The sequence below is a fragment of the Pelagibacterium sp. H642 genome (assembly GCF_031202855.1).
In the GTDB taxonomy this organism is placed as follows: Bacteria; Pseudomonadota; Alphaproteobacteria; order Rhizobiales; family Devosiaceae; genus Pelagibacterium.
The window spans coordinates 3,306,047-3,325,015 of the sequence record NZ_CP101829.1 but is presented as its reverse complement, the minus strand read 5'-3'; the positions used below and the strand labels follow the sequence as shown (position 1 = coordinate 3,325,015).

At 62.3% G+C, this 18,969-nt stretch carries 17 protein-coding genes and 1 riboswitch; of the genes, 11 read left to right on the top strand and 6 right to left on the bottom strand.

Annotated features, from left to right (window positions below; translation table 11 throughout):
* Positions 1-170 precede the first annotated feature (170 nt).
* From NO934_RS16605 to NO934_RS16585, 5 genes are all read left to right on the top strand, one after another.
* Positions 171-1,340, top strand: a complete 1,170-nt coding sequence (locus NO934_RS16605) for an exo-alpha-sialidase (RefSeq protein WP_309161099.1) — start codon at positions 171-173, stop codon at positions 1,338-1,340.
* Positions 1,337-2,287 (top strand): 4-hydroxythreonine-4-phosphate dehydrogenase PdxA, encoded by a 951-nt coding sequence (gene pdxA / locus NO934_RS16600; RefSeq protein WP_309161098.1) that lies wholly within the window; start codon positions 1,337-1,339, stop codon positions 2,285-2,287. The genes NO934_RS16605 and pdxA overlap by 4 nt, the downstream gene beginning before the upstream one ends.
* Positions 2,284-3,213 carry a dihydrodipicolinate synthase family protein gene (locus NO934_RS16595; protein WP_309161097.1) on the top strand — a complete coding sequence of 310 codons (930 nt, stop codon included), beginning with the start codon at positions 2,284-2,286 and terminating at the stop codon, positions 3,211-3,213. The genes pdxA and NO934_RS16595 overlap by 4 nt, the downstream gene beginning before the upstream one ends.
* The gene (locus tag NO934_RS16590) at positions 3,206-4,345 is read left to right on the top strand and encodes an iron-containing alcohol dehydrogenase (RefSeq protein WP_309161096.1); all 1,140 of its coding nucleotides are present in this window, start codon (positions 3,206-3,208) and stop codon (positions 4,343-4,345) included. Before NO934_RS16595 ends, NO934_RS16590 begins: the two co-directional genes overlap by 8 nt.
* A 127-nt stretch (positions 4,346-4,472) precedes the next feature.
* On the top strand, positions 4,473-4,685 hold the full coding sequence (locus NO934_RS16585; protein WP_309161095.1) for a hypothetical protein: 213 nt from the start codon (positions 4,473-4,475) through the stop codon (positions 4,683-4,685).
* Between the two features lie 501 nt (positions 4,686-5,186).
* Here NO934_RS16585 and NO934_RS16580 read toward each other — a convergent pair.
* Entirely contained in the window at positions 5,187-5,804 is a 618-nt protein-coding gene (locus NO934_RS16580) for a hypothetical protein (protein ID WP_309161094.1), read from the bottom strand.
* A gap of 310 nt (positions 5,805-6,114) precedes the next feature.
* Between NO934_RS16580 and NO934_RS16575 the strand changes: the two genes are divergently transcribed.
* A complete protein-coding gene (locus NO934_RS16575) occupies positions 6,115-8,373 on the top strand; it encodes a PQQ-binding-like beta-propeller repeat protein (RefSeq protein WP_309161093.1) in 2,259 nt (752 codons plus the stop codon).
* Positions 8,374-8,481: 108 nt separating this feature from the next.
* Complete coding sequence (locus NO934_RS16570) at positions 8,482-9,357, top strand: transporter substrate-binding domain-containing protein (RefSeq protein ID WP_309161092.1); 876 nt, start codon at positions 8,482-8,484, stop codon at positions 9,355-9,357.
* Positions 9,358-9,362: 5 nt separating this feature from the next.
* Here the strand turns inward: NO934_RS16570 and NO934_RS16565 are convergent, their stop codons facing one another.
* Positions 9,363-10,583: a TIGR03862 family flavoprotein gene (locus NO934_RS16565; RefSeq protein ID WP_309161091.1), complete on the bottom strand. Its 1,221-nt coding sequence runs from the start codon at positions 10,581-10,583 to the stop codon at positions 9,363-9,365.
* Between the two features lie 92 nt (positions 10,584-10,675).
* Between NO934_RS16565 and NO934_RS16560 the strand changes: the two genes are divergently transcribed.
* Positions 10,676-11,929, top strand: a complete 1,254-nt coding sequence (locus NO934_RS16560; RefSeq protein WP_309161090.1) for an aminopeptidase — start codon at positions 10,676-10,678, stop codon at positions 11,927-11,929.
* Positions 11,930-12,084: 155 nt separating this feature from the next.
* Positions 12,085-12,657 carry a Spy/CpxP family protein refolding chaperone gene (locus NO934_RS16555; protein WP_309161089.1) on the top strand — a complete coding sequence of 191 codons (573 nt, stop codon included), beginning with the start codon at positions 12,085-12,087 and terminating at the stop codon, positions 12,655-12,657.
* Here the strand turns inward: NO934_RS16555 and NO934_RS16550 are convergent.
* The 4 genes from NO934_RS16550 to NO934_RS16535 form a co-directional block, all read right to left on the bottom strand.
* Positions 12,654-13,406: an energy-coupling factor transporter transmembrane component T gene (locus NO934_RS16550; protein WP_309161088.1), complete on the bottom strand. Its 753-nt coding sequence runs from the start codon at positions 13,404-13,406 to the stop codon at positions 12,654-12,656. The genes NO934_RS16555 and NO934_RS16550 overlap by 4 nt on opposite strands.
* A 3-nt stretch (positions 13,407-13,409) precedes the next feature.
* Positions 13,410-15,065, bottom strand: coding sequence for an ATP-binding cassette domain-containing protein (locus NO934_RS16545; protein ID WP_309161087.1), 1,656 nt, complete (start codon positions 15,063-15,065; stop codon positions 13,410-13,412).
* Positions 15,066-15,680 carry an ECF transporter S component gene (locus tag NO934_RS16540; RefSeq protein ID WP_309161086.1) on the bottom strand — a complete coding sequence of 205 codons (615 nt, stop codon included), beginning with the start codon at positions 15,678-15,680 and terminating at the stop codon, positions 15,066-15,068.
* Positions 15,681-15,739: 59 nt separating this feature from the next.
* Positions 15,740-16,357 (bottom strand): YkoF family thiamine/hydroxymethylpyrimidine-binding protein, encoded by a 618-nt coding sequence (locus NO934_RS16535; RefSeq protein WP_309161085.1) that lies wholly within the window; start codon positions 16,355-16,357, stop codon positions 15,740-15,742.
* A riboswitch (TPP riboswitch) is annotated at positions 16,348-16,459 on the bottom strand. Its footprint overlaps the gene before it by 10 nt.
* A 103-nt stretch (positions 16,460-16,562) precedes the next feature.
* On the opposite strand from NO934_RS16535, the gene NO934_RS16530 reads away from it, so the two are divergent.
* Positions 16,563-17,165: a DUF1176 domain-containing protein gene (locus NO934_RS16530; protein ID WP_309161084.1), complete on the top strand. Its 603-nt coding sequence runs from the start codon at positions 16,563-16,565 to the stop codon at positions 17,163-17,165.
* Between the two features lie 313 nt (positions 17,166-17,478).
* Positions 17,479-18,957 (top strand): AMP nucleosidase, encoded by a 1,479-nt coding sequence (locus NO934_RS16525; protein ID WP_309161083.1) that lies wholly within the window; start codon positions 17,479-17,481, stop codon positions 18,955-18,957.
* Positions 18,958-18,969: the final 12 nt, after the last annotated feature.

Below are 18,969 nucleotides of genomic sequence, written 5' to 3'. Positions count from 1 at the left end.
AACCAAAATTCGAAATGTCATCACGAACCGAGATTTTTTCCTATCTATCTTTTTGTTTTTATTTCTATTTTTTTATATATGAAAATTCTTCTTACAAATTCCGTAACACGAATAACTTGACAACATGGTTATCGCGATGAAGGTAAAGGCAACGCGAAGTGGGAGGGACCATGTCTCCGGACGATATTGCCACAGCCATGACAGGGCGGCTGACCCCAGGAAAATCGGGCCGCCTGGAGGCGTTCTTGCCCTCGCCCATGGTTCAGAATCACGCCGCGTTCATCGAGCGCCTGGATGACGGGACGCTTGCCTGCCTCTGGTTCGGTGGAACGCTGGAAGGCAAATCGGATATCTCGATCTTCGGCAGCACGCTCGCGCCCGGTGCCGATCAATGGAGCGCCCCGATTCAGCTTTCCGACGACCCCGATCGTTCCGAGCAGAACCCCGTGCTCACCCATAACAGGAGCGGCTGGCAGCTCTTCCACACCGCCCAACCCGCCGGCAATCAGGACGAATGCCTGCTGCGCGCGCGCAATATCTCGCTGACCGGCGGACACCTGATCGCCGATGCGCCGCGCACCATCGATCTGCCGCTCGGCTGCTTCATCCGCGGGCGCTTCGTGCGCCGGACGGACGGGGCATGGATGATGCCGATCTTCCGTTGCGTTTCCCGTCCCGGCCAACGCTGGACGGGCAGCCACGACACGGCGGCCGTCGGAGTGAGCCATGACGACGGAAAAACATGGTCGCTCCAGGAGGTGCCGGGCTCCATCGGCTCGGTGCACATGACCATCGTTCCGCTCGATGGCGAGCGCATGGTCGCCTTCTATCGCCGTCGGCAGTCCGATTTCGTCCACCGTTCGGTCAGCGAAGATGGCGGGGTGACCTGGTCGCCCCCCAAGCCCACGGACGTGCCCAACAACAACTCCTCGATCAACGTGGTCCGGCTCGCCGACGGCCGCCTTGCCATGATCTGCAATCCCGTTTCGGCGGCGACCTCGACGGACCGGCGCGCCTCGCTCTACGACGAAATCGAGGAGGGCGACGACCGGCCCGACGCCACCGGCGGCTGCGAGCCGATCTGGGGCGTGCCGCGCGCCCCGCTGACCCTGTGCATTTCGACCGACGAGGGCCGGACCTTCCCCCAGCGCCGGATCGTCGACGACAGCCCCGGTACGTGCCTTTCCAACAATTCGGAAGACGGCCGCAACAAGGAGCTGTCCTACCCTTATCTGCTCGAAGGAGATGATGGCGCGCTTCACCTCGCCTACACCTACTTCCGGCGTGCAATCAAATATGTCCGCCTCCCCAAGGGCTGGATCGACGGAGAAGAAGCGTGAGCGATACGATCGGCATCACAATGGGCGACCCGGCGGGCGTCGGGCCGGAAATCACCGTCAGGGCCATCGCCGAGATGAGCGAGGCCGACCGGGCGCGCACCCGCATCTACGGTCACCGCCAGACTTTGGAAAAAGCTCTCGTAAGCTCGGGGCTTTCGCTCGATCTCGATCCGCTGGTCGCCGATATCGAGATCGATGGGGGCGTTCTGCCCTGGGGCAAGCTCGATGCGCGCGCCGGCGATGCCGCCTACCGCTTCATTGCCAGCGCCGTCTCGGACGCGAGCACCGGCGAGATCGGCTGCATCGTGACCGCGCCGATCAACAAGGAAGCGCTCAACCTAGCCGGGCATCACTATGACGGCCATACCGGCATGCTGGCCGCGCTGACCGGTCAGCGCTCGGCCTTCATGCTGCTGGCGTCCGAGCGGCTCAAGGTGATCCACGTCTCGACCCATGTTTCGCTCAAGACGGCGATCGACCGGGCGACGCCCGAACGCATCCTCGCCACCATCCGCGCGGGCCATGATCACCTCAAGCGCATCGGCTACGAAAAGCCGCGCATCGCGGTGGCCGGGATCAACCCCCATTGCGGCGAGAACGGCCTGTTCGGAACCGAAGATGACGAACAGATCGTCCCGGCCATCGAGATGGCGCGAGCCGAGGGGATCGATGTGGCCGGCCCCATCTCGGCGGATACAGTCTACCACCGCGCCTATAACGGCGCCTTCGATCTTGTGGTCGCGCAATATCACGACCAGGGCCATATCCCCATAAAGCTGGTCGCCTTCGATACGGCGGTCAATGTCTCGCTCGGCCTGCCCATCGACCGCACGTCCGTCGATCACGGCACGGCCTTCGACATCGCCGGCACCGGCAAGGCCAATCACACCAACATGAACGCCGCCATAGCTTATGCGCGCAAGCTGGCAGCCGGGAGAGCACGATGAACCCTGCCCGCGACCTTCCCATCAGCGGCGTGTTCTGCGCCGCCGCCACGCCCATTCTCGAAAATGGCGAGCCCGATCACTCCGTCTTTGCCAGTCACTGCAAGGCGCTGCTCGAGGAAGGCTGCGACGGCATTGCGCTGCTGGGCACCACCGGGGAGGCCAATTCATTTTCCATCACCCAGCGGCAGGCCCTGCTCGACGACCTCATCGCCGCGGGCGTTACTCCCAAGCGCCTCATGCCGGGAACCTCGCAGACGAATGTCGCCGATAGCGTGACCCTCACCCGGCATGCGGTCGAAAGCGGTGTTGCTGCCTGCGTTGTGCTGCCGCCCTTCTATTACAAAGGCGTGAGCGATGAAGGCCTGTTCCGCTTTTATGCCGAACTCATCGAAAAGGTGGGCAGCAACGATCTGCGGATCGTCCTCTATCACATCCCGCCCATCGCCCAGGTCGGGCTGTCGATGGATTTGGTTGCCCGTCTGGTCGAGCATTTCCCCGGTATCGTCGTGGGTATCAAGGACAGCTCGGGCAAGCTCGAGAGCATGCAGGGTTTTGCCAGCACGTTCCGCGATTTCTCCGTCTTCTCGGGAGCCGATCCGTTCATGCTGCCCCTGCTCCGCTCCGGTGGCGCCGGTTGCATCACGTCAAGCTCGAACCTCATCGCCCATCATCTGCGCTTCGTTTTCGACAACTGGTTCGATCCGGCCCGGACCGACGCGGTGGATCGTGCTCAGGAGCGGATCGATGCCTGGCGCAATCTCTCCAACGCTTATGTGCAACTGCCCACCGTAAAAGCGATGCTCGCCCGGCGGCGGAACCATGATGGCTGGGCCCGCGTGCGCCCGCCCCTGGTCGAACTCGCCCCCGGCGAGATCGAAACGGTCTGGGGTCAGATGGTGGAACTCGAGGCTATCGACAATGACTGAGCCTGTCCTTTCAATGGCCCGGCCGATCACCATAGCGCAGCCGGCCAAACTGGAGATCGGGGCCGGCGCGATCGCACGGCTCGGGGCCTTCGCCAACCGTTACGACCGCGTCTTCGTCGTCGCCATGGCGCCAACCGCGCCCTTTGTCGATCGCATCGGGCTCAGTGGAACCGTCGAGACCTATATCGACCTGCCGCCCGAGCCGGATCTGCCATCGGTCGAAGCCGTGCTCGATGCGGCGCGGGCCTTCAAGCCCGATCTGGTGATCGGTCTGGGCGGCGGATCGGCCATGGACGTCGCCAAGCTCGTCGCCGTGCTCTGGGACAGCGAGCAGACGGTCTCCGAGGTGGTCGGGGTCGGCAAGGTGAAGGGCCGCCGCACTGGTCTGGTCCAGGTTCCCACCACATCGGGCACCGGCTCGGAAGCGGGCACCCGCGCGCTGGTCACAGATCCGGAAACGCTCGCCAAGCTGGCCGTGGAAAGCGAGCACATGCTGGCCGACATGGCGGTGCTCGACCCCGAGCTTACCTATTCGGTTCCTGCCCCCGTTACCGCCGCGACGGGCATCGACGCCCTGGCCCATTGCGTGGAAGCCTTCACCAACGTAAAGGCGCACCCGCTTATCGATGGTTATGCAAGGCTGGGCATCGAACTGGTTGGGCGATACCTCAAGCGGGCCGTCGCCGATGGCGCAGATGTCGAGGCGCGAGCCGGCATGATGCTCGCCTCCTACTATGGTGGCATCTGCCTCGGTCCCGTCAACACCGCCGCCGGACACGCTTTGGCCTACCCGCTCGGCACGCGCCTCAAGCTGCCGCATGGCCTGGCCAACGCCATTGTCTTCCCTCACGTTCTCGCGTTCAACGCCCCTGCCCGGCCGGAAAAGACCCGCGAGATTCTCGCCCGGCTCGGCCTTCCTGGCGATGAAGGCACACAGGCCGTGCTGACTGCCGCTCATGACTATTGCCGCGATCTCGGCGTCCAAATGGCTCTCGCCCGGCACGGAGCCACGGCCGACGAGCTGCCGCAATGGGCCGACGAAGCCCACGCCATCCGACGCCTCATGGACAACAATCCCCGCGTCATGAGCACCGAGGACGTTCTTTCCATCTATCGTGCCGCTCTGGACTGAGCCTGGAGCCTCGAGGGCACGGCACGACGGACGCCCGACATGAAAAAGCCGCCCTCTCCGGGCGTCATGTGTTTTCTATAGCGCTTTCAGCAGAGTGGCTTCCACGTTTGCTGAAAGCGTCAGAGACTTGGCATGCACTGATTCCGGAGGTCCGCCCATTCCGACCGACAACCCCACCATCCTGATCTACGCCCTGGCAGCCCTCGTGGTCCTGTGGCTTGTCTTTGCCATGATGCGCAAACTGTTCGGCATCGCCATCATCCTGGCGCTTGTCGGCGGCGCCTGGCTGCTCTGGAGCAATCCCGAACTTCTCGAAAACCTCTGGAGCCGCTTCGGCTGACGCCGCATTCGGCGCAAAAACTTATCCCCGCTTTCCGAACCGCCGCTATTGTCCCCTCATGACCCCGCGCATATGGACGCAAGCGCTACGAACGTTTGGGCGGGATCGGTTCGGGTTCCTCACGGGTCGCCGTGGGGAAGGCCCAAAGCGGACAGATGGCCGGATGTGGATAAAAGGTGTGAGCGGACTACCAATCCAATCACTCCCACGTCGCACCGGGGAAACCCGGAGGGGCAGCGAGGGGACGGCCGGGAGGTTGGCAGAAAAAGTGGTTCCCACTTTTTCGGTTCGACCAACCGACCCACTAAAAACTCTCAACAACCCCCAGCCCGAGAAGCCGCCATAAGCCCAAAATCCCGGACGCATGGGGCGATGGAAGCTTCATACTAACAAATACAGCACGAGGCGTTCATCGCCCCATGCCGTCCATCATCAACCGAGGCTATGGCCGTCGGATGCTTACGCGCGTCTTTGAACCCGTGAATCGGAATCGATCGGTTATCAGCCGTAGAACGCGCTCGAAATCCCCAGCATCGTCACGCCCAGCCCGCTGCTCAGCCCCAACAGAATCAACGCGGCGATCGCCGCTCCGATAAGCAGCCTGAAGCGGTTGAGCGCCTCGGCAGCTTTGGGCGCGATCCCGATCAGCAGGTGCCCCGCCGTCAGCGGCAAGATCGGGATGAGATTGAGCAGCACGAAGGATAACGACACCCGTGCCGTCATCTCGAGCAGCCCGACGACGGTAACCCCGACCGCGCCACCGGTCAGAACCGAATAGGCAAGGGGCCGTATCTGCCAGAGCAACCAACCCAGCGCCAGCGATCCGGCGAGCGCGATCAATGCCACCAGCAGCGGCCCTGCCGCGCGTCCAGCCAGCGATTCCCGCTCGATCGCCAGTGGCTTGACCCAGCCGAATTGCGTGAACACCAGGGTCAGCCCGCCGAGCGGATCGAGATGGCTGAACGGGTTGAGGCTCAGCCGCCCGTCATGTTCGGGGCCTTTGTCGCCCAGAAGCCGCGCCGCCAACGCAAGAAAAAACCCGTGGGTCGCGATGATCACCACCGCAGCGACGGCTTGATAAAGGATGCGCTGGAAGGAAAAATCGATAAAGGGGTTCATCGGCAACCTCCGGCGCGTTCTGTTCACCACCTCCGGTTAGCGCCAAAATGCGTTAACGAAAACCCCAGCAGGCTGGGTCCAATCATCATATTTTTGCTTTGGGCTATAGAAAACGCGCGCCAGCGGTGCCAAAGTCCAAACTGTCATGTTAGCGTGTTCTCGGAGGCTTACCCAAGAAGCTTCCGCCGCCGCATGTTGGTCTATGGCCGAAGCGACAGGATGGAGCGCATTTCGCTGCACAAGCCTCGTTACCCCCATTTTGACGGTGCTTGCTTGGGAGACATAACCTTTTCACGAAGGAGAAAGAAAAGTGACTGGCGAACTCAACGCCTTTAACAACCGGAAGGGTCGTGGCGCGATGCGCCTGCTGCTCTCTGGAACCGCCTTGACGCTTGCGTCATTGGCCGGAGGAGCAGCTCTCTCTCAGGAATATACCACTGAGGAGCAGGTCGCGCGCGGTGCGACAACCTATGCCCAGCAGTGCTCCACCTGCCACGGACAGGACATAGTCGAATCGATCGCCGGTTACCCCGACGCTTCCCTGTTCTATAGCTTCATCTCGTCGGCCATGCCGGCCAATGCTCCCGGCAGCCTGCCGGCTCAGCAATACGCCGATATCGTCGCATATCTGCTGAACGAGAACGGCTACCCCATCGGCACCGAAGAGCTCCCCGCAGATCCCGAAATCCTCGCTCAGATCGACCCGCGCGCCATCGAGGCCGCCCCGGCTGGCGATGATGCGGCTGCCGAAGAGCCCGCCGCTGAGGAAGCTCCGGCTGAAGAGCCTGCAGCAGAAGAAGCTCCGGCTGAAGAGCCCGCGGCCGAAGAAGCTCCGGCTGAAGAAGCCGCGGCTCCTGCTGCCCAGGCCGTGCCGCCTTCGATCGTCACCCAGGTCTCCGAGTGGGAGGGTGAATACACCCCCGTCACCGACGAGATGCTTCTTGATCCCAATCCGGCCGACTGGCTGCAATGGCGTCGTACGGTCAACAACTGGGGCCACAGCCCGCTTGATCAGATCAACCGCGACAACGTCGCCGATCTCGAACCGGTCTGGAGCTGGGCTCTGGGCGAAGCTGGCCAGCAGGAAGTCGTGCCGATCATTCACGACGGCATCATGTTCGTTGCCACGAACAACAACTACGTCGAAGCTCTCGACGCGGTTACGGGCGACCTGATCTGGTCCTACACCCACAGCCGCCCCGAATTCACCGGCGGCTACCACAACAACCAGGCCATGCGTCAGAAGAACTCCGTTGCCCTCTATGAGGACAGCGTCATTCTGACCACCGTCGACGCCAAGCTCGTGTCGCTGAACGCCCTGACCGGTCAGGTCGAATGGGAAGTTCAGGTCAACGATTGGGAAAAGGGCTACAGCTTCACCGCCGGCCCGCTGATCGCTGATGGCAAGATCTTCACCGGCACTTCGGGCTGCTCCATCGTGGGCACCGCCGGCGCTTGCTACATCACCGCTCACGATGCCACCAACGGTGAGGAACTCTGGCGTTTCAACACGTTGGCTGATCCCAACAACCCCGACGTGGATGCAAGCTGGAACGGCGTTCCGCCTGAAAACCGCTGGGGTGGTTCCATCTGGGCCACCGGTTCGTACGATCCGGAACTGGACATGACCTTCTTCGGCACCGCCATTCCGCTCCCCTACGCGGAAATCACCCGCGGCACCGGCGACGGCGACGTGCTCTACACCAACGCCACCCTGGCTCTCGAAGCCGATACGGGCGAACTGGTGTGGTACTATCAGCACCTGCCGCGCGACAACTGGGATTTGGACTCCCCGTTCGAGCGTATGATCGTCGACGCAGAAGTGAACGGTGAAACCCGCAAGATGGTCGTCACCACTCCGGGCAAGAACGGCATCACCTGGGGCCTGGACGCCGCGACCGGCGAATTCATCTGGGCTGAAGAGACCATCTACCAGAACGTGGTGTCCGACATCGATCCGGAAACCGGCACTGTGAGCCTCAACGAAGAGGTCATCCCGACCGAATTCGGTGAGTCGTTCACCTTCTGCCCGGCCATCCCTGGTGGTCGTCTGTGGCAGGCAACCGCCTACAGCCCCGATTCGGGTCTGTTCTATCTGCCGGCTGCCAACACCTGCCAGACCAGCGCTGCGCGTGAATTCGCAGAGGCTGCCCCCGGCACGTCCATGGGTCTGTTCCAGACCTTCGGCGAAAGCCTGGCTCCGGGCGCGGAAGGCGTTGGCGCTCTGCACGCGCTCAATGCCGCTGATGGTTCGGATGGCTTCGAAGTCCAGCAGGGTCCGCGCTTCACCTCCTCGATCCTGGCCACCGGTGGCGGCCTGATCTTTGTGGGTGACGCCGACCGCTACATCAAGGCGATGAACGACGAGACCGGTGAAGTGCTCTGGCAGGAACGCCTGGCTGCTCCGATCGGTGGTTCGCCGGTGACCTACGAGGTCGATGGCGTTCAGTACCTGGTCGTTGCCTCCGGTCAGTCCAACCAGACTCACGCGGCTCTGACCCCCGGCCTGGCTTCGCCGCGCATGGGTGGTAACGCGATCCACGTGTACCGTCTGCCCGACCAGGAATAATCTCCAGGTCACACGACTATGGCGCCCCGGGAACCCATTCCCGGGGCGTTGTTTCTACCCACACCGGTCGCAAAGAACCGGTCAACCACCATACCAGTGAGTTATTCCATGCCCGCCCTGCCCAACGCCGCTTTCTGGTCGCACGCCGCAAAATCCGCCGCCACCGTTCTCCTGGCCACCATCTCGGCCACGAGCGCACCCGCACAGGTCAGCCAGAATGTCGATACCTCGTTGCTTGAATCCTGGCGCCTGAGCACGGGCAACGTCATTCGCTTCTGCCAATACGAAACCTCCCCCGCGTTCGAATTCGATCAGGCCGTCGCGCAAGCCATCGCCGACAGCCTCCTGGTCAGCGCCGAATTCCTGACCCTGGGTGCCGCCTACGGCATCGGCGGCGAGTACGCCGCGGAAGACCTTTTCATCTCGCTCACCAATGACTGCGACATCATGCTTGGCATGGGGCTGGGATCGGACATGTACCCGGTCGAGTTCACCACGACCCGCCCCTATGTCGGCTTTCCCTATGTTCTTGCCGTCGCCGATACCGAGATCGAGTCGCTCGACGACATTCCGGGCGACCGGCGTATCGGCGCGCTTGTTGGCTCCTATGGTTTCACCGCACTGATGCGCTATAGGGCCACCCTGCCCCAGGATCAGCAATGGCAGCCGCTGCCTTATGGCGACACAGAGCTGATGATCACCCGGGTTTTCGATGACACGATCGCCGGCATGGTCGTCTACGGGCCGAGTCTTGTGGAGTACCAGCGCGAGACCGAGATCGAAGGTGAACTGTTCATCCGGCAGCTCGACGCGCAGATCGCCGCCAACGTGAATATTGGCGGGCTGATGCTGGCCCGCAATTCCTATCTGCGGACCATCGTCGATGAAGCTATCGGTGCCATGGCCGAGGACGGCACCATCGAGGCCCTGCTCGCCGAATACGATTTGGCTTCGCTCCAGCCGGCGGTCGGCGGATACCAATAAGAGGCCTAACGCCCCTTCTCGCTTGGGACGGTAGCCGCGCTTTTTACATGCGCCAAAGCACCTGCCCCGGCCAAACGGCCGGTGGCAAGGCAGGCGGTAAGCAGATAGCCGCCGGTCGGCGCCTCCCAATCGAGCATTTCTCCAGCCACGAAGACACCGGGCAAACGCGAAAGCATCAGGTGCGGGTCGACCTCGCTCCAGCGGATGCCGCCAGCAGCCGAAATCGCCTCGGCGATCGGCCGTGGCGCAACAAGCGGAATTGCCAGCGCCTTTATCGCTCTGGCCAGTGCCCTCGCCTCGCCACGCTCTGCCTCGCTGGTGAACTCACGCACCAGCCCTGCCTTGACCCCATCGAGTCCGGCTCCCTTGCGCATCCGATTTGAAAAGCTTGCCTTCGCCGGCTGCCGCGCCAGATCCTGCTCCAATCGCGCGAGAGTTCGCCCCGGCGCCAGATCCATCACGAAGGTCGCCGGTCCACACTCCAACGCGTCCCGCAACCTGGCAGATTGGGCATAGACAAGGCTTCCCTCAATTCCGTGTCGGGAAATAACAAACTCGCCACTCTGGCCGTCCGCAGTGACGGATTTGACCGGCGCTCCAGCAAACCGCTCGATAAAGTGCTCGCGCCACTTGACGTCGAACCCACAATTGGCCGGCCGGAACTTTTCGACGCCGATGCCCCTCCCCTCCAGCCAACGCACCCAACCGGCATCAGACCCCAGCCGAGGCCAACTCGCTCCGCCCAATACCAGGACCACTGCATCGAAGGTTTCGCATTTATCTCCGGCCGGCGTCTCGAACACGAAGCCACCACCATCGAAGCCCCTCCACCTGTGGCGCGTGAGAATTTCGACGCCCTGCTCCGCCAGCCGCTTGAGCCATGATCGCAACAGGGGAGAGCCCTTCATCGCCTTGGGAAATACCCGGCTGGAAGACCCCACGAAGGTTTCAACGCCCAACCCTGCGGCCCAGGCCCGAACCTGCTCGTTGCCAAACGCCCTCAGGGCCGGCTCCAGTCGCCCTCGCGCCTCCCCGAACCGCCCGAGAAAATTGTCCATCGGCTCCGCATGGGTCAGGTTGAGCCCCGACTTTCCCGCCATCAGGAATTTGCGCCCTACCGTCGGCATCCCTTCATAGACGGTTACGGCGTACCCAGCCGCCGAGATCACCTCGGCAGCCATCAATCCTGCGGGTCCACCGCCGATGATCGCTATGCGTTTGTCCATGGCTGCCCAGAACACTCTTTCGCGCAGTCTGTCAAACCGTTAGGCTTTCTCCTCACCCCTGAGTCACCTCTTAAAAACAAAAGAGACCCATCATGTCCGACTCACGCGCCAATGCGCCCGTCAATGAGGAAAAGCTCGATAAGCTCGCCCAGGTCGCCGTTCATACCGGACTTGGTTTGAGGGCGGGCCAGGACCTCATCATGACTGCCCCGCTCTCGGCCCTTCCTCTCGTGCGCAAGATTACCGAGCACGCCTATAAGGCTGGCGCTGGCCTCGTCACCACCATCTATTCGGACGAGGAAACCACGCTCGCCCGCTACAAATACGGCAATGACGACGCCTTCGATCACGCCGCCGATTGGCTCTATGAGGGCATGGCCAAAGCATTCGGCTCCAACACCGCGCGCCTGGCGATCGCCGGCGACAATCCCATGCTATTGGCCGAGCAGGACCCCGAAAAGGTCTCCCGCGCCCAGCGCGCCAATTCAAAGGCTTATAAGCCTGCCATCAAGAAGATCACCGGTTTTGAAACCAACTGGAACATTGTCGCCTATCCCGGCGCCAAATGGGCCAAGCTCGTCTTCCCCGACCTGGGTGACGACGAAGCCGTCGCCAAGCTCGCCGATGCGATTTTTGCCGCCTCGCGCGTGGATCAGGCCGATCCCATCGCAGCGTGGAAGGCGCACAATGCCAACATCCACGCCCGCCGCGATTGGCTCAACCAGATGAAGTTCCGCGACCTCCATTTCACCGCTCCGGGCACAGACCTGATCGTGGGCCTCGCCGACGATCATGAATGGGCCGGCGGCGCCTCGCTGGCAAAGAACGGCATCACCTGCAATCCCAACATCCCGACCGAAGAAGTCTTCACCACGCCCCACGCACGCCGCGTCAATGGCCACGTGCGCTCCACCAAGCCGCTCTCCCACAACGGCACGGTGATCGAAGACATCGAAATGATCTTCAAGGACGGCGTCGCCGTCGAAGTTCGCGCTTCCAAGGGCGAGGAAGTCTGGAACAAGGTTCTCGATACCGACGAAGGCGGCCGCCGCCTGGGCGAAGTTGCCCTGGTGCCGCATTCATCGCCCATCTCGCAGTCTGGCATTCTCTTCTACAACACCCTGTTCGACGAAAACGCCGCCTGTCACATCGCCATGGGCCAGTGCTACACCGAATGCTTCGTTGATGGCGACAAGCTCAGCGAAGACGAGGTCGCCAACAAGGGCGGCAATTCCAGCCTCATCCATATCGACTGGATGATCGGTTCGGGCGAGATGGATATCGACGGCATCACCCAGGACGGCGAGCGCATCCCCGTCTTCCGCAAGGGCGAATGGGCCAACTGAGGGCTTTAAGGACCGGGCAATAGCCCGGTCCTTTCTTCTTCATCTTACCATCCTGTCCAACATTTCATGGCCCGGACAGCTTGGCGTGAGGTGAGCTTCTCTAATCTCCAATGCGTCGGCGGCATTTACGCCGCTCAGCAACGGAGACAGACATCATGAAACCCATCAGCAAAGCAGCCCTTGTTGCGTTTACTGCCGCCTCCATCGGCGCGACCAGCCTGGCGCCAGCCTTCGCGCAGCCCTTCGGCGGCGGTCAGCATGTGATCCAGCGCGTCCCCGGCGGCGAGGCCCGAAGCTTCCGCCCCGGTCCCGTGCCCGGTTTCGGAATGCATGGGGGCTTGTTCGGCATGTTCCTCTCCGGTAATGCCGAAGCTATCGACGTCGCCGCCGTCCGCCTCACCCACCGACTGGACCTCACGGAAGATCAGCAGACGCTGCTCGAGGATCTGCGGTTGGCTGCCCTCGATGCCCAGGCCGAGATTATCACCGCGCGCGAAGAATTCGCCCCGGCCGCGGACGAGGCAATGTCCGACACCGATCTCATCGCCCGTTATGCCGGTCTTGTCGCCATGACCACCGCCCGTGCCGACGCCCTTGAGGCAATTCAGCCGGCATTCGAAGCCTTCGTTTCGAGCCTTGATGATACTCAGGTTGAATCGCTGGTCCCCCAGCGTCCCGACTGGGCGCCTGAACGGTCCGCCCCCGCCGCTTCGGAGGTGGAAGGCTAGAACACCAGCAGGGGGGCAAGTACAGCGAGGCTCGTGAGTCCGAAAGCCGCGTCTCGCCACGAGAAACCCGGCACGCCCACCATGGCGCGTGCCGGAAGCGCTCCGAACCCTCGCGCCTCCATGGCAACCGCCGACCGCCCGGCCCGGCGAACGGCAAAGGCCAATAGCGGCACCATCAGCCCCGCCATCTCGCTGGGTCCTGGCACTCTGCCCACCGGCCTGCCGGTCCGCATTGCCCGCGCCATCCGCAGATGCGCCGCCTCGGCCAGAAGGTCGGGCACGAGCTGCATGGCGACGAAAAGCGCATAGCCGAGTCGCGCGGGAAAGCGCAGATAGGCGATTAGCGCTCTTACGAAAGCTCCCGGATCGACACTGAGCGCAAAAAGGATCGAGACCGCACCACACGCCAGGGCTCGGAGGCTCAACGTCAGCCCCGCCGACAAGGCAGCTCCGCTCTCGCTCCCGGCCAGATGCACGGCAAAATCGCTGTCCCGGCGAAACAGCAGATTAGTGGTGATAAAGCCCATGCCGAACAACACGAATGGCACCATCAGCACGAGCAGGAGCAGCGGCGGCACACGCTGCACGGCAAGGAGAACTGCCGCAACGAGAACAACCACCGATATCTGAAAGCCAGCGTCGAACGATGTCGCCGCCGCGGCGAGATACGCAAGGCACACGGCAAAAAGGGTGAGCGGATTAAGCCTCCCCAAAGGAGACGCCTTGGAGATGTCCTGAGCTACCGTCATGATTTATCCCCAAGCTGCCAACGGTCGCTCGACCGTTGCCAGCCAGTCCAGCACCGGAGCAAAGCTCGGTCGCGCCAGCCCAGCTATCGCGATGATTTGGGGATCGTTCAGCAGATCGATCGGTCGTCCCTCCGCCGCTATCGCTCCATTGGCAATCACCGCCGCGCGATCGCAGAGCCGCACCGCCATGTCCATGTCATGGGTAATGAGCATGATCGCTTTGCCGTGTGCCTTCAAAGCTTCGATGTGCCGGGCGACCTGATCGGCACCTGCCGCATCGAGACCGGAGAATGGCTCATCGAATATCAGCAATGGCCAGCGGTCGCCGGCGTCGAGCGCGGCCAGTGCCAGCCGCCGCTTTTGTCCAAAGCTCAATTCGTATGGATGCCGGTCGGCCAGCGGCATAAAATTCCAGCGCTCCAGCACGGCTCCGGCGTCAGCCTCGGGCCGGCCGGCATCGGCCTGAGCCCGAAGTATCTCCTCTCGCACCGTACCGGCAGTAAGCTGGGCCTCGGGGTTCTGGAATGCTATGGCGCCCATGGGTCCGAACCGTCGACCCGCGCGCAGCCGCAACACCCCTGCGAGGCTGGCCGCAAGGGTGGTCTTGCCAGCTCCGTTGGGCCCGAGCAGGCCCAGCACCTCGCCTGCGCGAACTTCCAGCGACACATCATGGAGCACTGCACGTCCTATTGGCGGCGCACAGGTCGCCTCATGCAACGCAGCAACGATAGCACCCCCAGCCGAAGTCTGATTGATCCGGCGCTCTACGAACCGCCGCGCGACCACCCGCGCCGCTTCACGAGCGGCGCCCTTGCCGCGTCCAGCGCTGAACTGCTCAATCACATCGGCAAAGCAGACCGGCGGGTGTTCGCTCGCTAATCCCACGGCGCCAAGCATATCGTCGAGTGCGGAAAACGCGGGTCGCCAGATCCCCTGTCGCTCGAGATCCTTTCCACGCTCCCGAAACAGCGGACCTGGCGCCATATCGGCAAGAACCCGACCCTCCACGCTCAACACCACAACGCGATCGATGGCATCGATCAGACCGTCGAGTCGGTGGTCGATCACCAGCACACCCTCAAAGCCCTGCCGGTTCGCCAGCAGCTCATGCACCTGCCGCGTTGCCGTCGGGCTGAGGTGGCTAGTCGGCTCGTCCGCCACGAGGATCGGAGCCTCCTGTGCCATCACCGCTGCCAGTGCCACAAGCTGTCGCTCTCCGCCAGACATCGCCGCGCTACGCCGAGCCAGCCACTCTTGCGGCAGGCCCAGGCCTTCAAGCACCTCTCCAATCTTGCGCTCGATGATGCCCGCTGGCACACCCCGGTTCTCAAGGGCAAAGGCGATTTCCTCACCCACCCGCATCCCGCAAAGCGTTTCGTCGGCATTCTGGAAGTATTGGGCGACGGTATCGGCCCATTGTGCCGGGCTGCGGCTGGAAACGAGAGCGCCATTGAGACGAATCGTTCCGGCGACAATTGCCGGAACTGCGCTCGGGATCAGCCCCGTCAGCGCCAGCATCAGGGACGATTTGCCCGAGCCCGAGGGGCCGAGCAGCAGAACCCGCTCCCCCGGCGCGATTGCCAGATCGACCGGGCCCACAGCATCGCGTGGTGCGAAGGGATAGCGGATCGATACCCCTTCCCATTGGGCGTGCGTCACTTATGCCGGCTGGGCCGCAAGGCCCGCTCCCCGACGGTCGAAATCGATTTTTAGCCCTCGGAGGACCCCGGTCCGATACAGAGCTTCGACGATCAGGTGACCCGCCACACCCGCCAGCAGTGCCCCGCTCAACAGCCGGATGCTGAACATCAGGGCCAGCAGCCACGACTCAAGAGCGCCATAGTCGAACAGGAACCAATTGTAGGCAAAACTTGTGATGGCGGCCCCGACCCCAGCCAGCATCAGCACGACCAGCCTGTAGTTCCGCCAGCCGAACGCGGCAAAGACGAGCTCCGCTCCAAGCCCTTGCACCACCGCGGCGATGAGAAGCCCGAGACCCGCCGGGCTGCCGAGCAGAATTTCCACCCCCGCCGCCAGCACCTCAGCCATGAACGCCACGCCTGGTTTGCGGATGATGGCCGCGGCGACGATGGAGGCGGAGAACCAAAAGCCCATGAAAACGTCCATGGCCACTGGCCCGAATGCCGCCTGACTCACCAGCCAGACCTGCACCCAAGCGAGATAGAGCACGGCGAAAGCCGCGCCCAGCACCGCAACGACCAGAGTTTCGCGCAGCGTCCAACGCCACGACGAAGATGATGTGGAATAGGACATCTCGTGCCCTCCTTGCTTGACGATGTGGGGAATGGTCGGGCGGGACACCCCGCCCGAAGTCAGGCCGCGGCGTCCTGGGAGGGGCTGTTGGCCGAAACCGTAAGATCGATCGCTACATGGGCATTGGGGTCGCCAAAGCCCAGCCAGGCCTGCGATAGAGCCTCGAACACCGGTCCGGCATCGCCCGCCAGCCGCGTGCAATAGTTCTTGGCGCGGTCGAAAACGGGCGAAGCCTTGAGGAAATCGATGCAGCCGTAGATCTCATCCATGTACTCGGCCGGTCCGAGCGGATAGAGCGAGAATTGAACCGCCGCGCACTGGCCGGTCTCCTGCGCCTCGGCGACCGCTTGGGCCGCCCGGCGCTTGCGTTCTTCGAGATCCGTATCGAAGGCTGAGCGTTCGGCCGGCTCACAGATATCCATGTCCGGCTCACCCGGGCATCCACGGGAGACGGTTGCATGCATCGCCACGTGATGCCCGCTGCGCGCGGCAGCCACAAACATCTCACGCATGGTGGGAAAGATCAGCTCTGGCGGCCCCACGACCAGCGTCGAGATATCGTCGGTTTCGATGCGCAAACGCTCACGAAACGGAGCCATCGCTTCGATGGAAGAGAGAATGACGCGGACGAAATCATCCGCCATAACGTAAAGGGAGATCTGTGCACCGCACTTCATCTTCGCCTCGCTCCGCTGGTATTATCCAGATCAGCTAAAGGGTTAGAAGGCTTGGCGCCGTCCTCTCAGCCCCGGCCATACGGAGCACCCCTGTCGAACGATTCAATCGTTAGCACGCCCCGCACCCGTCCGCAATCGTCAACTTGTGGCTTTGAAGCTGGTGTATTTTCCGGCACTCTGGGGATGCCAGCACGGAGGACACCACATGCGGGTTATCACTCTTCTGACCATTACGTTGGCCCTCGCGCCCGGCGCAGCATGGGCCCAGCAGGCCGGCGACATTGCCGAAAGCGCCGCTTTCGCCCATTTCTCTCAAGCCTTCAACCAATTGTGCCTTTTGGACGAAGAGTCGGCCGCGGCTGAATACAATCCGCATGAAAGCTGGGAGTTGAGCTGGGAGACCGGGTATTCCGACGAACCGGAAACCACGACGCTCTACAAATTTTTCTGCGGCGCCGGCGCCTACAACCTCAACCACGTCTACTACCTGGACACCGAGTACGATGGCCCGTTGCCCATCTCCTTCGCGGTGCCTGACTTCGACGTCATTTATGAGAACGACGACTATGAAGGCGCGGTGCTCGACATTCCCCTGACAGGTTATGACACCCAACTGGTACTGATCAATTCCGAGTTCGACCCGCAAACCCGGACCATAACCAGCCACGGCCTATGGCGTGGACTCGGTGATGCCTTTTCGGCGGGAACCTGGGAGTTCGACCTGGGGCGGTTTATTCTAAAGCACTATGAAGTCGATGCCCAGTATGACGGCGAGGCCAATCCCAAAACGTTGGTCGAATTCGACTGATGCGCGACCCTGTGGGCTCCGTCCATCCCGCCAAACAAAAAGAGACCGCAGCGCCGGGCGGACGGCTGCGGTCTCCGTATAAGCTCCCGCCGCGCTGTTGAGGGCTTGGGGGACTACAGCGGAAGCATGTCCGCTAGTGCATGGGCTCGTTTGCCAGTCCAGCAGACAAGCTCAATATCGTGCGCCAATGCGGCGACAAAAGGCCCAATCACCGAACTGTGATATTTCGCTGGCTTAATCGCCGGCCATTGCGTGCCCTGCGGGAAACTGGCATGGCTTGCGGTTAAAACCAAAAACAAGAACAGGAAACCGGATGAAACTCGTCACCCCGTCGCCGCTCCCCCTCAAATCCTTCGCCGATCCGGTCAAGGCCTGGGAATATGTCTGCGAAATCTACGACCGCAACACCGGCTTCATCCGCGACCACCTGCTCAACCTCACCAAGGGCCAGGTACCGCCGGGCAAGGTGCGCGCGCATTATCCCAAGGTGCAGGTGCTCTCGACCAGTTTTCAGCAGCAGGCAAGTTCCCGCCTCGCCTATGGCTTTTTGCACAGCCCCGGCCTCTATCAGACAACGCTGACCCAGCCAGCGCTTTTCGAGAAATATCTGGTCGAGAACTTTGCGCTGATCCTCAAGAACCACGGCGGCGAAATCGAAATCGGCGAATCCGAAACACCTATCCCTCTGCATTTTGCCGTCGATCCCCGCGAGCGGGTCGAAGGTGATGTGCTGCTCGATATCGGCGTTCCTCTGCGCGATATTTTCGACGTTCCCGATCTCGGCCATATGGACGATGAGATCGCCAACGGCACCTTCATCCCGCCTGCCGGTGGCCCCTACCCGCTCGCTGCCTTCACCGGCCCTCGCGTCGACTATTCGCTGCACAGGCTCAACCACTACATGGCGACCACGCCCGAGCACTTCCAGAATTTCGTGATCTTCACGAATTACCAGTTCTATATCGAAGAGTTCACCCGCCTGGCCCATCAGTGGATGAGCGAGGGCCACGAGTTCTACGAAAGCTTCGTCGAACCGGGCAATGTGGTCACCATGAACGCGCGCCTGGGTGGCGGCACCACCGGCACGCCCCCGGTCCGCCAGCCCCAGATGCCCGCCTATCACCTGACGGCCCCCAACGGCCGCGGTATTACCATGATCAACATCGGCGTCGGTCCCTCCAACGCCAAGACCGCCACCGATCACGTAGCGGTCCTGCGCCCCCACGCTTGGCTGATGCTCGGGCACTGCGCCGGACTGCGTAATTCCCAATCCTTGGGCGACTACGTTCTAGCCCATGGCTATGTTCGGGAAGATCACGTACTCGACGACGATCTTCCAGTAACGGTCCCGGTTCCTGCTCTAGCGGAAATCCAGGTCGCCCTTCAGGAAGCCGTTGAGGAGGTGACTCATCTCGAAGGCCTTGAAGCCAAGGCCATCATGCGAACGGGCACGGTGTTCACGATCGACAACCGAAATTGGGAACTGCGCGACCAAAGCGAGATTACCCGGCGCCTCTCGCAATCGCGCGCCATTGCCCTCGACATGGAAAGCGCCACCATCGCCGCCAACGGCTTCCGTTTCCGGGTTCCCTATGGCACCCTGCTCTGCGTCTCCGACAAGCCGCTGCACGGCGAACTCAAGCTCCCCGGCATGGCCTCGGATTTCTACCGCACTCAGGTCAACCGTCACCTGCTGATCGGGCTCAAGGCCATGGAGATCCTGCGCAATCAGCCGGTCGAGCGACTGCATTCGCGCAAGCTCCGCTCCTTCGCCGAAACCGCTTTCCAGTAGAAGAAAGGGCGC